The sequence below is a fragment of the Roseibium sp. genome (genome assembly GCF_965229775.1).
Taxonomy (GTDB): domain Bacteria; phylum Pseudomonadota; class Alphaproteobacteria; order Rhizobiales; family Stappiaceae; genus Roseibium.
The window spans coordinates 1,645,033-1,658,622 of the sequence record NZ_OZ245929.1 but is presented as its reverse complement, the minus strand read 5'-3'; the positions used below and the strand labels follow the sequence as shown (position 1 = coordinate 1,658,622).

Below are 13,590 nucleotides of genomic sequence, written 5' to 3'. Positions count from 1 at the left end.
GCGACATTCCGAATTCCGCCTGACCCTTCCCGAAAGCAAAGATTGCATTTCAAGCCATGAAAGCGTTCCACGCTGTCCTGCGGATGCTTGCGGGAACCGCAGCGTTCCTGTTCATTCTCGCCGGGTGCATGCTGACCTATGAGGTCAGCGCCCGCTACCTGTTCGTCGCGCCGACGATCTGGGCGGCGGAACTCTCCCAGCTGTGTCTTATCTGGGGCAGCATGATCGGGATGCCCTGGCTGCTGAAAACCAATCAGCACATCGCGGTCGACGCAGTGACTGAGCGGCTCGGCGCAGTGGCCCAGCGGGTCTGCCGTGTCCTGGCCATGACCGCCATCGCTTTGTTCAGTGCGGTTGTCGCCTGGAAGGGGGGCGGCATCTTCTACGATTCCTTCGAACGCGGCCGGACCACCGGATCGATGCTGGATCTGCCGACATGGGTCTCGGAACTTGCCATTCCGGTCGGCTTCGCGCTGCTGTTCATCCAGGCGGTGATCGAACTTGGCAAGGCGGTCGCAGGCGCCGCGCCGCAGGGCGGACACGCCTCATGACCACGGTGCTGATCCTGATTGCGCTGTTCGCGCTTCTGCTCATTCGGGTGCCGGTCGCCTTCACGCTGGGAGGCCTCGGGCTGGCCCTGCTGCTTTTCGGCGGGTTCTCGCCGTTGATGGCGCCGCAGGCGATCCTTTCCACGCTGGACGGGTTCATCCTTCTCGCCGTGCCGCTTTTCCTGCTGATGTCGAACATCCTCCTGAAGGGCGGGGTCGGAAAGGACCTTTTTGCCGCCGTGCATGCCTGGGTCGGCCACTGGCCCGGAGGTCTCGCCGTCGCAACGATCATTTCCTGCGGGATTTTTGCCGCCATTTCCGGCTCTTCCGTCGCGACGGCCGCAACGATCGGAACGGTGGCGATCCCGGAAATGATCAGCCGCGGTTATGAGCGGCGCTTCGTCTATGGTCTGCTCGCCGCCGGCGGCACGCTCGGGATCCTGATCCCGCCGTCAATCCCGATGATCGTCTACGGCTTCGTCACCGAGCAGTCGGTCATTTCGCTGTTTCTCGCCGGGATTGGCCCCGGCATTCTCCTTGTGGTTTTCTTCATTGCCTTCGCGATGATCCACGCGCGATGGTTCGGCGGGCACACGGCCGAAACGGCGGCGAGCGCGGAAGAGCGGTTCTGGAGTTCGCTCCGGGCCCTGCCTTCGGTGGTGCTGGCAGCGTTCGTCATCGGGGTCATCTATACCGGGATCGCCACGCCGACGGAGGCGGCCGCCATCGGTTTTGCGGTTGCGCTCGTGATCACCGGTCTCGTTCTGAGGACGCTGACATGGCAGGGGTTCAAGGAAGCCGCCTATGATTCCATGGTCACGACGGTCGCGATCCTTCTGATCGTTGCCGGAGCGAAAGTGTTCGGAAAGGCGATCACGCTTTACCGGATCCCTCAGGAAATCTCGATGTTCATCGGTCAGAACATCGACACACCGCTGGCATTCATCCTTGTCGTCTCGGTGGTTCTCCTGATCATGGGGCTTGTGTTCGAGGCGCTCTCCATGGTGCTGATCATGACGCCGGTCCTGCTGCCGGCAGCCATGGCGCTCGGTTTCGACCCGATCTGGTTCGGTGTCTACATGGTGGTGATGGTGGAGTGCGCCCTGATCACGCCGCCGGTGGGGCTCAATCTCTACGTGATCCAGTCGGTGGCGAAATCCAGTCTTTCCGACGTGTCGCGCGGGGTGCTGCCGTTTCTCGCGCTCATGTTGCTCTCCGTCGTGATCCTCTATATGTGGACCGATCTTGCGCTTTATATTCCGTTCAAACTCTGAATTGCCTTCACGAGGTCAGAATGCCGTCCCAGGCCGACAAACTCAGACACCTGCTTGCAACGGACAGATTGCATGTCATGCCCTGCTGCTTCGATGCGCTGTCGGCGAAGCTGATCGAGCAGGCGGATTTCGACCTCACCTTCATGTCGGGCTTTGCCGCGTCAGCGTCCCGGATCGGACAGCCGGATCTCGGGCTGATGTCTTATGGCGAGGTTCTCGATCATGTCGGCAACATCACCCATGCGGTCGATTTCCCGGTCATCGCCGACGGCGATACGGGATACGGCAACGCCATGAATGTGCGCCGGACGGTTGCCGGGTTCGCCAAGGCGGGGGCCGCCGCCATCATGATCGAAGACCAGCTGTCTCCCAAACGCTGCGGCCACACACCTGGAAAAGCCGTCGTTTCGCGCGATGAGGCCTTCGACCGCATCCGGGCAGCCAACGACGCCAGGGAAGACGGCGCGGATATCCTCATCCTGGCGCGCACGGATGCGCGCCACGAGCACGGCTTGAGTGAAGCCATCGAACGCGCCGCGCGGTTCAAGGAGCTGGGAGCCGACATCCTCTTCGTCGAAGCCCCGAAAACCGTCGCCGAAATGGAGACGGTCTGCCGGGAGCTGCCGGGGCCGAAAATGGCGAATATCGTCGAAGGCGGGGAGACACCCGAACTGTCTCACAAGGAGCTTGCGGATATCGGGTTCGCGATCGCCGCCTATCCGCTGACGCTCATGGCGAGCGCGATGCAGGCCATGACGGAAACCCTTTCGAGGCTGAAAACGGATACCGACCGAACGCCCCTGATGATGGATTTCACCGAACTCAGGGACCGCATCGGCTTCAACGACTACTACGAAACCTCGTCGCGCTACGAGACCTCGAAACGGGATTGACGCGATCCGCCGTCCCGGCACGCGGCGCAAAACTTGACTCTTGCCACTCGTTAAGGCATAGACCCGCGAACTCCATATGAGTGACCGAAAATCAGAACCGCCGACCGGGACCCGAAAAGGTGTAAAGAGATCCCGGAGGTTAACACCCGACAGCGCGATGCGCCCTCGGGTGCGAAACTGCTTTGCGAGCTGCGTTGCAGTTGGATCTGGGTTCCGGTTGACCATATGGTTCGGGAGACATCCCGAAACCGATGACCTAAGGACCCTTTGATGTTTGAAAGCCTGTCCGATCGACTAAGCGGAATTTTCGACAAGCTCACCGGCCGTGGTGCGCTGTCGGAAAACGACGTCAACGAAGCAATGCGCGAAATTCGCCGTGCATTGATCGAAGCCGACGTCGCCCTGCCGATCGTGCGCTCCTTCACGGACAAGGTGCGGAGCCGGGCGGTCGGCGCCGAAGTCGTCAAATCGGTCACGCCGGGCCAGATGGTCGTCAAGATCGTTCATGACCAGCTGGTGGAAATGCTCGGCGCGGAAGCGCAGCCGATCGACCTGAATGCGCCCGCGCCGGTGGCGGTCATGATGGTCGGCCTGCAGGGGTCCGGCAAGACCACCACCACCGCCAAGATCGCCCGCCGCTTCACCCAGCGCGACAAGCGCAAGGTGCTGATGGCCTCGCTCGACACGCGCCGGCCGGCAGCGCAGGAACAGCTCAAGGTTCTCGGTGAGCAGAACGACGTCGACACCCTGCCGATCATCGAGGGACAGGGCCCGGTCGAGATTGCCAATCGTGCCATGTCCGCGGCCAAGCTCGGCGGTTATGACCTGGTCCTGCTGGATACTGCCGGACGCATTCACATCGACGAACCTCTCATGATCGAGATGGCGGACGTCAAGGCGGCCGCACAGCCGCACGAGATCCTGCTCGTCGCCGACAGCCTGACCGGTCAGGACGCCGTCAATCTGGCGCAGAGCTTCGACGAGCGTGTCGGGATCAGCGGCATTGTCCTGACGAGAATGGACGGGGATGGCCGCGGCGGTGCGGCGCTGTCCATGCAGGCGGTGACCGGCAAACCGGTCAAGCTCATCGGTACCGGTGAAAAATCCGATGCGCTGGAGGACTTCCATCCGAAGCGGATCGCCGACCGGATCCTCGGCATGGGCGATATCGTGTCGCTCGTCGAGAAAGCGGCGGAAGCCATCGATGCGGAACAGGCCGCGAAGATGGCGAAAAAGATGCAGAAAGGTCATTTCGACCTGGAAGATCTCGCCGAACAATTGAAACAGATGGAAAAGCTGGGCGGCATGTCCGGCATGATGGGCATGCTGCCCGGCGTCGGCAAGATGAAGAAACAGATCGAGGCGGCGAATGTCGATGACAAGATGTTCAAGCGCCAGATCGCCATCATTCAGTCGATGACACCGTCCGAGCGGCAGAAACCCGATCTTCTGAAAGCAAGCCGCAAGAAACGGATTGCAGCCGGCTCCGGTGTTCAGGTTGCCGAGGTCAACAAGCTTTTGAAGATGCACCGCCAGATGGCGGACATGATGAAAAAGATGGGCAAGGGCAAGGGCATGCTCGGCAAGCTGATGGGGGGTCTCGGCGGCGGAATGCCGGATGTCGATCCGAAGCAACTCGAGGAAATGGCCAAGTCCGGCCAGCTTCCGGGCGGCATGGATCTGCCGAAAGGATTGCCCGGTGGCATGCCGGGCGGTCTGGGCGGCCCCGGTCTGCCACCTGGAATGCCGGGTCTTCCGGGCCTAGGCGGTCCGAAACTTCCCGGTCTGCCGGGCATGGGGAAAGGCAAGAAGCGATGAGCAACGCCGAAGCCCAGCTGGGCCAGAGCGAAGCGGTCAACGAGCTGAAGGCTCTCAGATCCTCCATCGACAATATCGACGCGGCATTGATCAACATGCTCGCCGAACGGTTCAAGTGCACCCAGAAAGTGGGTGTTCTGAAGGCCACCAACGACCTGCCGCCGGCTGATCCGGCGCGGGAAAAGATTCAGATCGAGCGGCTCCGGCGGCTTGCCGCAGAAGCCAATCTCGATCCTGATTTTGCCGAGAAATTCCTGAACTTCATCGTTCGCGAAGTGATCCGGCACCATGAAGCCATTGCCGCAGAAGCCGGCAACTGAAGAAACTGGAGACCCAAAATGGCTACGAAAATTCGCCTTGCTCGAGGCGGTTCCAAAAAACGCCCGTACTACCGTATCGTTGTTGCCGACATCCGCTCGCCGCGCGATGGCCGCTTCATCGAAAAAGTCGGCAGCTATGATCCGATGCTGCCGAAGGATTCCGAAGATCGCGTCAAGCTCGACGTCGAGCGCATCCAGTACTGGCTCGGCAACGGTGCAAAGCCGACCGACCGCGTGCACCGTTTTCTCGATGCAGCCGGCCTGCTGAAGCGCGAGCCGCGCAACAACCCGAAGAAGGCAGAACTCGGCGCGAAGGCCAAGGAACGTCTTGAAGCCAAGCGCCAGGCCGAAGAAGACGCCGCTGCAGCTGCTGCAGAAGCTTCGGAAGCCGCGAGCGAAGGTGCTGCGGAAGAAGCAGCAGCCGAGTAATTCCGGGATCCGGGTGGCGCTGACTATTCCGGAAAGGGCTTGCTGACATGACTTCAGATGACGGTCAGAAGGTCCTGATGGCCAAGATCGGCGCCGCGCACGGCATTCGCGGCGAAGTGCGGGTCAAACCATTCGGTGATGACCCGCTTTCCTTTGCCGACTACGGCGTTCTGACCAGCAAGGACGGCGTGACGTCGTTCGAGGTGGAGAGGGCGCGGGTTCAGAAAACGGTGGTCGTCACCAAATTCCGGAACGTGAACAACCGCAACCAGGCCGAAGACCTGAATGGCGTGGAGCTCTATGTCCGGCGGGATCAGCTTCCGGAGCCCGAAGAAGACGAGTTCTACTACTCGGATCTCAACGGGCTCAGTGTCTTGGACCGGGACGGCAACGATCTTGGCAAAATCATCGCCGTGCAGGACTTCGGCGCCGGTGATCTTCTGGAAATCCGCCCGACGCGCGGGCGCACCTTCTATATTCCGTTCACGAAGGACTTTGTTCCGGAGGTGTCCCTGTCACGGGGACAGGTGACGGCTCACCTTCCCGAGGATTACTTTTCCGATGACAGTTCGGATTCCTCGGAGACAGCTTCGCCGGACAAGTAGCGCACCGGCATTGGCTGCAATCCCATGCGGCCGAGGTTCAGATCCTCCTCGGGATCCTTGACGGCCTGCGTGACCTCCGAGCGAATCAGTGCGATGAGTGCAACGACCAGTGCCACGCCAATTCCGTTTGCCACCAGGTCGGGCAATGACATTGCATGATGCGGCAGGAAACCCTGTACGAGCTCCCCGGCGATCCCCATGCCAAATGCGACCACGGCCGAGATCCTGAGACGGCAGCAGAAAAGCGCGTGTATGGACAGTGTCAGAAGGGCGAAAAAGCCGATATGGATGACCTTGTCATAGGGGTGTCCCACGCCGGTCTCGAACACCAGCCCGACCAGGACGCCAAACGTTATCAGTGCGGCGAGCGGCACGACACGGCTGACCGAAATGTCGAGATAATGCTGATCGACCTTGTTCTGGATAAAGGCGGGTATTCTCAAACGCAGAACGGGAAACTGGAACACGATAATGGACCTGATTGAAACGCTCTTGCCAGCATGCGCTCTCAGGCTTAATCAGTTCTTTCCATGACGTTTTTGTCCGCCGGGCGGGCGCAATTTTCGATCTTCTAGGTTAATGTTGTCTTGATGCCCTTTAAGACCACGATCCTGACGCTCTATCCGGACATGTTTCCCGGCCCGCTGGGCCACAGCCTGTCGGGACGCGCTCTTGCCAAGGGCTTGTGGCAGGTCGAGACCAGCCAGATCCGTGACTTCGCGACAGACAGGCATCGCAGCGTCGACGACACGCCGGCAGGCGGCGGCGCCGGAATGGTGCTGCGTGCGGACATTCTCGCGAAGGCAATCGATGCCGCAGCCCCCGAGGACGATCCGCGGCCGCGGCTCCTGATGAGCCCCCGCGGGCGTCCGTTCAACCAGGAGCGTGCACATGAACTGGCCTCCGGGCCCGGCGCGATCATTATCTGCGGCAGGTTCGAAGGCGTCGACCAGAGGGTCATCGACAGCCGGCAGCTCGAGGAAGTCTCCGTTGGCGACTACATCCTCTCGGGTGGTGAAATCGCGGCGCTCACGATGCTGGACGCTATCATCCGTCTCATTCCCGGGGTCATGGGGAACATGGAAAGCGCGGAAACGGAGAGCTTCGAAACAGGGCTGCTGGAGCATCCGCACTATACCCGCCCTGCCGATTTCGAAGGGTCGGCGATCCCTGATGTCCTGACGTCCGGAAACCACCGCAAAATCCATGACTGGCGCATGGCCGAGGCAGAGCGCCTGACACGGGAGCGCCGGCCGGATCTCTGGGACGCCTACATGGCGGACGAAGACGACGTCGACTAGAGGCCGTACCCTACGACGGACCGTCACCGAGCTTGGCAAGCAGCTGCGTCCCGCGGCGGACAATGTCCGCCTGGGAGCGTGCTCCGGTTTTGGACGTCGCGCTGGCCAGATGATTTCTCGCGGTGTTGTAGGAGATCTGCAACGTGTCCGCCGCCTCTTTCAGCGAAAATCCCAAAATCAGCTGCTGAATGACGAGGCACTCCCGTTCGGTCAGGCCGAACGCGGCGGACAGTATCTTTTCCGAGGGCCTTGGCGCATCTGCGGGGTCGAACAGGGTGACAAGCAGCGGCATGGCCGGCGTCAGAAAAGGGGACAGGCCGGGATGTACCTGATCCTTGTGCCGGACAGGCATGACAAAGAAGAACGGTCCGCCATTGCCTGTCGCCTGCATCGGTATCGGACCGACGGGAAGTGATGTGGCAGACGCCCTTTTCAGCGCGGAGTGCAGCTGGTTCTGCAGCCCCTGCGTTCGTGCGGCGAGGCGAACCGTGCGATCCGTGTAGATCAGTTGACTGGTCCGCAGGAATGTTTCCGCCTGTCCATTGAAATGCGTGACCTTGCCATCCGGCAGAACCAGGAGGGCCGCCGTCGGGATCTGGTTCAGCCAGAAGCCGGTGTTGGCCGGGACACAGTCGCGTTTTGCCAGTTCGAGCAACAGGCTGAATGCGTTTTGTAGATGCGGCCGCAGAAATGAGAACAGGTGACGGATATGGTCTTCTTCACGGAGCTTCATCGTTCTGGGCAGGTTGGCCGCGACAAAGGCGGAGTCCTTGCCATGACGATGCAAAATGACACCGAAAGCCCGGTTGATCTCGCCATGGTCTTTCAGGAACTCATGATAGAAATCCGTATTTTCGACATCCGACGTGGAGATGAAATCGCCCGTGTAGACCACATCCGAGGGATCGCATTGCAGCGCGATCGGCGGAAACGGATTGGCTGAGACCGCGCGGCTCAGTTCGAATTCGGCGCCCTCGCCATGATTGAACATCGCGCAGTCATAGTGCCTGTTCTCGTAAACGCATTGGGCCTGGTAGGAGATCGGCAGATCGGGATAAAGGGTTGCAAGATCCGAAAGCACACCAGTAAGTCCGCCCTCGAGCAAAGCACCACTATAGAGTTTATGTAGTAAACCGGAGTGATCCCTCATCGATTGACATTTCCTAAAGGTAAGGGCGCCTTACTTTACCGTAATGAGCAAACCTAAAACATTAAATTAGTAAATACCAGCGTGACATTTTTTTAAGAATGTGCTATACGAAGACCATTGCAACCAAAGTTGTCTCTTCAGTTGTAAAAAGCTGAAGAAACACGACAATAATTACTTTAGGCAATGCTGAGCATCAGCGGCGGCACTTGTGCCGCTGCTTTTCTTTTCAATACGAGCATTTAACGCCCGCCTGTACTATTGCACTTTTGGACAGTGATAAACGGTAATGATCTTTACCGGGTGTTCCGAATTGCTTGACGGGGCCGCGCTTGTCCCGGACCAGGCACCCACAAAAACCACATGACATCGCCCGTCTTTTGCTGTATACGCCCGCGAAAGCTGGTGACGTTTTCTCCTGATATACGACGTCAGGGCCTGAAGGTCCGGTGTTTTATCCGGTCTCCAAGGCAAACCGGCTGATATGCAACATGGCCCAAAGTCGGCGAATTCCGTTTCCTGGTCACAGGGAAACGCTCTGGCCGCTTTGTAATTGAAAAGGGAAAAATGCCATGAATATCATCGAGCAGCTCAACGCTGAAGAAATGGCGAAGATCGAAGCGCAACGCAAGCTTCCGGAATTTTCGCCAGGTGACACGGTTCGCGTTAACGTGAAGGTCACCGAAGGCAACCGTACCCGTACCCAGGCCTATGAAGGCGTGTGCATCGCCCGCTCCGGCGGCGGCATCAACGAGAGCTTCACGGTCCGCAAGATTTCCTATGGCGAAGGCGTCGAGCGTGTCTTCCCGATATATTCCCCGATGCTGGAAGGCGTTGAAGTTGTCCGCCGCGGCAAGGTCCGCCGCGCGAAACTTTACTACCTGCGCGACCGTCGCGGCAAATCCGCCCGCATCACAGAAAACACCAACGTCCGCTCCAAGCGCCTCAACGAAGAAGCCCGCGCCGAAGCCGCTGCCGCCAAGGCTGCAAAGGCGGAAGCCAAGAAGGCCGAGCAGGCAGCTGCAGAAGACGCCGCGGAGTAATCCGGCGCATCGAACGAGATTTGAAAGGGCGGTCCTCAGGGCCGCCTTTTTCATTTGCCGGACCGCCGGTCAATCTCAGTTGAATTCAGCTCAACCCGGTGACGCTTGACGTTTTTGCCCGCCTGGGCCATTCACTAGTGTGGTGAATTTGAAATGCGCCTCATTTTCACAGCAGACGCCGGAGCGTATTTCAAATTTGAAAACCACACTAGAAACATAAACTTGCTAGTCATCTTTTTGCATCTGAAGTTCGCACCGAGCAGGCTGCACAATGAGACGAACTTCAGATCCAGATGACTAGCCAGATTTTTACGAAACGCTTGAAGCCGGGCGTGTTGCCCGGCAAGAAGACCGAAGGCGGACGCCCCGACGCAGGCGGAACCGCACTGGAAACAGACGAGGAGAGATCGATGGCGAAAGCGCGCACGCTTTATGACAAGATCTGGGACGATCACGTTGTCGACATGCAGCCGGACGGAACCGGGCTGCTCTATATCGACCGGCACCTTGTCCACGAGGTGACCAGCCCTCAGGCCTTCGAAGGTCTGCGCATGCATGGCCGCAAGGTTCGCAGCCCGGAAAAAACCCTTGCCGTTGTCGATCACAACGTGCCGACAAGCGATCGGCGCCACGGCATCGATGATCCCGAATCCGCTCTCCAGGTCGAGACACTTGCCAAAAACGCAAGCGAATTCGGCGTCGAGTATTACTCCGAACTGGATATGCGCCAGGGCGTGGTTCACATTGTCGGACCCGAACAGGGCTTTACGCTGCCCGGCATGACGATCGTTTGCGGCGACAGCCATACCTCGACCCACGGCGCGTTCGGGTCCCTGGCACACGGGATCGGAACCTCGGAAGTGGAGCATGTTCTGGCCACGCAGACGCTGATCCAGAAGAAGGCGAAGAACATGCTGGTCAAGGTCAACGGCCAGATACCGGACGGTGTGACCGCGAAGGACATTGTTCTTGCGATCATCGGCAAGATCGGAACCGCCGGCGGAACGGGCTATGTCATCGAATATGCCGGCGACGCCATTCGGTCACTGTCGATGGAAGGCCGGATGACCGTCTGCAACATGTCGATCGAAGCAGGCGCGCGGGCCGGGTTGATTGCTCCGGACGAGACCACATTCGCCTACGTCAAGGATCGCCCCAAGGCGCCGAAGGGTGAAGCCTGGGACATGGCAATGGCCTACTGGCATACGCTGCATTCCGACGCGGACGCCGATTTCGACAAGGTTGTCGAGCTGGATGCCGCCAACCTGCCTCCGATCGTGTCCTGGGGCTCATCGCCCGAAGATGTGGTTTCGGTTGAAGGGGTTGTTCCCGATCCGGAAGAGATTGACGACGAGAACCGCCGCGAATCCAAGAAACGCGCTCTGGACTACATGGGGCTCGAGCCGGGCACCAAGATCACAGACATCAAGATTGACCGCGCCTTCATCGGATCCTGCACCAATGGCCGCATCGAGGACTTGCGCGCCGCGGCCGCGGTGATCGGAAATCACAAGGTGGCGTCCCATGTCGACGCGATGGTGGTTCCGGGCTCCGGTCTGGTCAAGGAGCAGGCCGAAGAGGAAGGTCTCGACCTGATCTTCAAGGAAGCGGGCTTCGACTGGCGTGAGCCGGGATGCTCCATGTGTCTTGCGATGAATGCCGACAAGCTGAAGCCGGGTGAGCGTTGTGCCTCGACCTCGAACCGCAACTTCGAGGGGCGCCAGGGACACAAGGGCCGCACGCATCTTGTCTCTCCCGCCATGGCGGCAGCAGCAGCGATTGCAGGTCATTTCGTCGATATTCGCGAATGGACCTCGAATTGATTCGAATTGCCGCAAGGTTCGCAAATCATGTTCCAAGGGCGCCGCTGGCGCCCTTGTTGTTTTTCGCCAAAGTCAAATAATTTTCCCCGGATATGCGAGATTTGTCTAACTGATTCATAGTTTTAAGAAAAATCACGAGTCGCAAAACACGTTTCGGCAACAGCCTTCAGAAATGAATTTCACGGGCTTCACAAGACTGTCACCTCGGCACTACAATACTCCCGTCACAAAAGGACATATTCCGCTGTCCGATTGACCGGACACCGGAAGAACTGAGCAGGTGTGAGGAGCGGAAGGTGACGATTGCGGTTTCGCCGGGAGCCCATCCGGCGTTGGTACTCAATGCGGATTACCGGCCTTTGAGTTACTATCCCTTGTCTTTGTGGTCCTGGCAGGACACGATCAAGGCGGTCTTTCTTGATCGGGTGAACATCGTTGCCGAATATGATGCCGCGGTCCGAAGTCCGAGCTTCGAATTCCGATTGCCGAGCGTTGTCTCCCTCAAGACCTTTGTGAAACCCAGCAGATATCCCGCCTTCACCCGCTTCAACGTCTTCCTTCGTGACAAATTTCAGTGCCAATATTGCGGTTCGAAAGACGAGCTCACATTCGATCATCTCATTCCGAGATCAAAGGGTGGCCTGACCACCTGGGAAAACGTGATTACGGCCTGTTCACCCTGTAACCTGCGCAAATCGAACAAATCGTGCAAACAGCTCAACATGTGGCCGATGCACATGCCGTTTCAGCCGACGATCCAGGATCTTCACAACAACGGGCGTGGGTTTCCGCCAAACTATCTCCACGAAAGCTGGATGGATTTTCTTTATTGGGATACAGAGCTGGAACCGTAACATACGCAGAGTTCGCGCCTGTGTTCGATCAAGTCATGTCTTGATTGTTTGCATTTTGCCGTTCGAATTAAGAGATCCTTTACTTCTTTTCGAAGGTTCATTTAAGAATTTAGGTACTTTTCTGTAATAACTGTCTCATGAGAGCTGTGAGGCAGTCATGAGCAAGCAACAAATTCCGTACTTTTACAATTTGATCCAACGGTTCCGAAAAGATCGGGACGGCGCGATTATTCCCCTCTTCGGTATCATGCTCATCATCATCGTGGTGATGGCCGGTGCCGCGGTAGACGTGTCCCGGGTCGTGAACGCGCGCGAGAAACTTTCCTACGCGCTTGATGCGGCGGCCCTTGCCGCGGCCACCGACCTGTCGACGCAGGAAATGACGAACGACCAGATCAAGGACGTCATCACGGATTCGTTCAACGCCAACCTTGCAGACGCCGAGTTCCTTGATGAAGCGATCGAAAATCTTTCCTTCACTGTCGATGCCGACAACGGCCTGATCACCGTCAGTTCCGCCGCCACGATGGACAATCTCTTCATCGACTTCGGCGGCTACGGCCAGACGGCATTCGGTCCGGAAACCTTCACATTCGGAACGAATTCGCAGGTGACCTATTCGCGCTTCGACGTTGAAATGGCGATGGTCGTCGACGTGACCGGTTCGATGGGCTGGGCGCTTAACGATTTGAAGGACGCGGCTGAATCCGTGGTCAACATCCTCATTCCCGCAGACGGAGAGGAAAGCAAGGTCAAGATTTCGCTGGTGCCGTACAGCGTCGGCGTGAACATGGACACCTACGCGTCGGCAGCGACCGGGGGTATCAGCACAAGATGCGTGACCGAGCGTGATGGCGACGAAAAATACACCGATGCCAGCTACACGGTCGAACCGGCCGGAGATGGCTCGGGTACGCGCCGGAGCCAGGATTGCTCGGACTCGGTTCTGGAGCCGCTGACGGACAACCGGGACACCCTCCTGACGGCGATCGACAACCTTGAGACCGAAGGATACACCGCCGCCCAGACAGGGATCGGCATCGGCTGGTACACGCTGTCTCCCAACTGGAAAGACCTTTGGCCGACCGACTCCGAGCCTGCAGCCTATTCGAACAGTGAAGTGCTGAAATTCGCACTGATCATGACCGATGGTGCGTTCAACACCTACTATGACAAGCACACCCTGACCTACTCCGAGTGTGACAATTTCAGGCGGTATTACGGGCCGTGCTACAGCGGAACGAATGACTACTGGATTGAGAAGGCCGGGAGCGGCTATTCCGGTCAGCCCTCGCAGCGCGCCCTGCGGCTGTGTTCGGCGATGAAGGATGCCGGGATCACGATCTATACGGTCTATTTCGGAACCGCCACGTCTTCGAGCCAGGCACGCGTCATGGAAGAATGCGCCGATGAGGGCAAATACTACGTCGCGACGTCGTCCGACGATCTGATCGCGGCCTTCTCCAACATTGCCAAGAAGATCCAGCAGGTCTTCCTGTCGCAATAACCTGGAACCGACGTTTAAAAAAAGCCCG

At 58.6% G+C, this 13,590-nt stretch carries 14 protein-coding genes; 12 read left to right on the top strand and 2 right to left on the bottom strand.

From position 1 onward, the window contains the following. The first annotated feature begins 56 nt into the window (after positions 1-56). From ACO07N_RS07505 to rimM, 7 genes are all read left to right on the top strand, one after another. Positions 57-551, top strand: a complete 495-nt coding sequence (locus ACO07N_RS07505) for a TRAP transporter small permease (RefSeq protein ID WP_421980423.1) — start codon at positions 57-59, stop codon at positions 549-551. Further along, positions 548-1,822 (top strand): TRAP transporter large permease, encoded by a 1,275-nt coding sequence (locus ACO07N_RS07500; RefSeq protein ID WP_421980422.1) that lies wholly within the window; start codon positions 548-550, stop codon positions 1,820-1,822. Before ACO07N_RS07505 ends, ACO07N_RS07500 begins: the two co-directional genes overlap by 4 nt. Positions 1,823-1,842: 20 nt before the next feature. Further along, on the top strand, positions 1,843-2,715 hold the full coding sequence (locus tag ACO07N_RS07495; protein WP_421980421.1) for an isocitrate lyase/PEP mutase family protein: 873 nt from the start codon (positions 1,843-1,845) through the stop codon (positions 2,713-2,715). A gap of 270 nt (positions 2,716-2,985) precedes the next feature. Next, complete coding sequence (gene ffh, locus ACO07N_RS07490) at positions 2,986-4,533, top strand: signal recognition particle protein (RefSeq protein WP_421980420.1); 1,548 nt, start codon at positions 2,986-2,988, stop codon at positions 4,531-4,533. After that, complete coding sequence (locus tag ACO07N_RS07485; protein WP_421980419.1) at positions 4,530-4,853, top strand: chorismate mutase; 324 nt, start codon at positions 4,530-4,532, stop codon at positions 4,851-4,853. The genes ffh and ACO07N_RS07485 overlap by 4 nt, the downstream gene beginning before the upstream one ends. Positions 4,854-4,871: 18 nt before the next feature. Next, positions 4,872-5,282, top strand: coding sequence for a 30S ribosomal protein S16 (rpsP, locus tag ACO07N_RS07480; RefSeq protein WP_421980418.1), 411 nt, complete (start codon positions 4,872-4,874; stop codon positions 5,280-5,282). A 47-nt stretch (positions 5,283-5,329) separates the two neighbouring features. Next, complete coding sequence (rimM, locus tag ACO07N_RS07475; protein WP_421980417.1) at positions 5,330-5,887, top strand: ribosome maturation factor RimM; 558 nt, start codon at positions 5,330-5,332, stop codon at positions 5,885-5,887. Here the strand turns inward: rimM and ACO07N_RS07470 are convergent. Next, the gene (locus tag ACO07N_RS07470; RefSeq protein ID WP_421980416.1) at positions 5,833-6,354 is read right to left on the bottom strand and encodes an antibiotic resistance protein VanZ; all 522 of its coding nucleotides are present in this window, start codon (positions 6,352-6,354) and stop codon (positions 5,833-5,835) included. The two genes, rimM and ACO07N_RS07470, sit on opposite strands and share 55 nt — an antisense overlap. A 123-nt stretch (positions 6,355-6,477) precedes the next feature. Between ACO07N_RS07470 and trmD the strand changes: the two genes are divergently transcribed. Beyond that, entirely contained in the window at positions 6,478-7,188 is a 711-nt protein-coding gene (gene trmD / locus ACO07N_RS07465; protein WP_421980415.1) for a tRNA (guanosine(37)-N1)-methyltransferase TrmD, read from the top strand. 10 nt (positions 7,189-7,198) lie between these two features. Here the strand turns inward: trmD and ACO07N_RS07460 are convergent, their stop codons facing one another. Then, complete coding sequence (locus tag ACO07N_RS07460; RefSeq protein ID WP_421980414.1) at positions 7,199-8,269, bottom strand: helix-turn-helix transcriptional regulator; 1,071 nt, start codon at positions 8,267-8,269, stop codon at positions 7,199-7,201. Between the two features lie 638 nt (positions 8,270-8,907). On the opposite strand from ACO07N_RS07460, the gene rplS reads away from it, so the two are divergent. From rplS to ACO07N_RS07440, 4 genes are all read left to right on the top strand, one after another. Then, positions 8,908-9,378: a 50S ribosomal protein L19 gene (gene rplS / locus ACO07N_RS07455; protein WP_421980413.1), complete on the top strand. Its 471-nt coding sequence runs from the start codon at positions 8,908-8,910 to the stop codon at positions 9,376-9,378. Positions 9,379-9,788: 410 nt separating this feature from the next. Continuing rightward, a complete protein-coding gene (gene leuC / locus ACO07N_RS07450) occupies positions 9,789-11,201 on the top strand; it encodes a 3-isopropylmalate dehydratase large subunit (protein WP_421984395.1) in 1,413 nt (470 codons plus the stop codon). Positions 11,202-11,497: 296 nt separating this feature from the next. Continuing rightward, entirely contained in the window at positions 11,498-12,055 is a 558-nt protein-coding gene (locus ACO07N_RS07445) for an HNH endonuclease (RefSeq protein ID WP_319384805.1), read from the top strand. Between the two features lie 157 nt (positions 12,056-12,212). Then, positions 12,213-13,562, top strand: coding sequence for a pilus assembly protein TadG-related protein (locus ACO07N_RS07440; RefSeq protein ID WP_421980412.1), 1,350 nt, complete (start codon positions 12,213-12,215; stop codon positions 13,560-13,562). Positions 13,563-13,590: the final 28 nt, after the last annotated feature.

Excerpts from the sequence above, each read along its gene's own strand:
- ACO07N_RS07505 (WP_421980423.1), top strand. The coding sequence starts at position 57 with ATGAAAGCGTTCCACGCTGTCCTGCGGATGCTTGCGGGAACCGCAGCG.
- ACO07N_RS07500 (WP_421980422.1), top strand. The coding sequence starts at position 548 with ATGACCACGGTGCTGATCCTGATTGCGCTGTTCGCGCTTCTGCTCATT.
- ACO07N_RS07495 (WP_421980421.1), top strand. The coding sequence starts at position 1,843 with ATGCCGTCCCAGGCCGACAAACTCAGACACCTGCTTGCAACGGACAGA.
- ffh (WP_421980420.1), top strand. The coding sequence starts at position 2,986 with ATGTTTGAAAGCCTGTCCGATCGACTAAGCGGAATTTTCGACAAGCTC.
- ACO07N_RS07485 (WP_421980419.1), top strand. The coding sequence starts at position 4,530 with ATGAGCAACGCCGAAGCCCAGCTGGGCCAGAGCGAAGCGGTCAACGAG.
- rpsP (WP_421980418.1), top strand. The coding sequence starts at position 4,872 with ATGGCTACGAAAATTCGCCTTGCTCGAGGCGGTTCCAAAAAACGCCCG.
- rimM (WP_421980417.1), top strand. The coding sequence starts at position 5,330 with ATGACTTCAGATGACGGTCAGAAGGTCCTGATGGCCAAGATCGGCGCC.
- trmD (WP_421980415.1), top strand. The coding sequence starts at position 6,478 with ATGCCCTTTAAGACCACGATCCTGACGCTCTATCCGGACATGTTTCCC.
- rplS (WP_421980413.1), top strand. The coding sequence starts at position 8,908 with ATGAATATCATCGAGCAGCTCAACGCTGAAGAAATGGCGAAGATCGAA.
- leuC (WP_421984395.1), top strand. The coding sequence starts at position 9,789 with ATGGCGAAAGCGCGCACGCTTTATGACAAGATCTGGGACGATCACGTT.
- ACO07N_RS07440 (WP_421980412.1), top strand. The coding sequence starts at position 12,213 with ATGAGCAAGCAACAAATTCCGTACTTTTACAATTTGATCCAACGGTTC.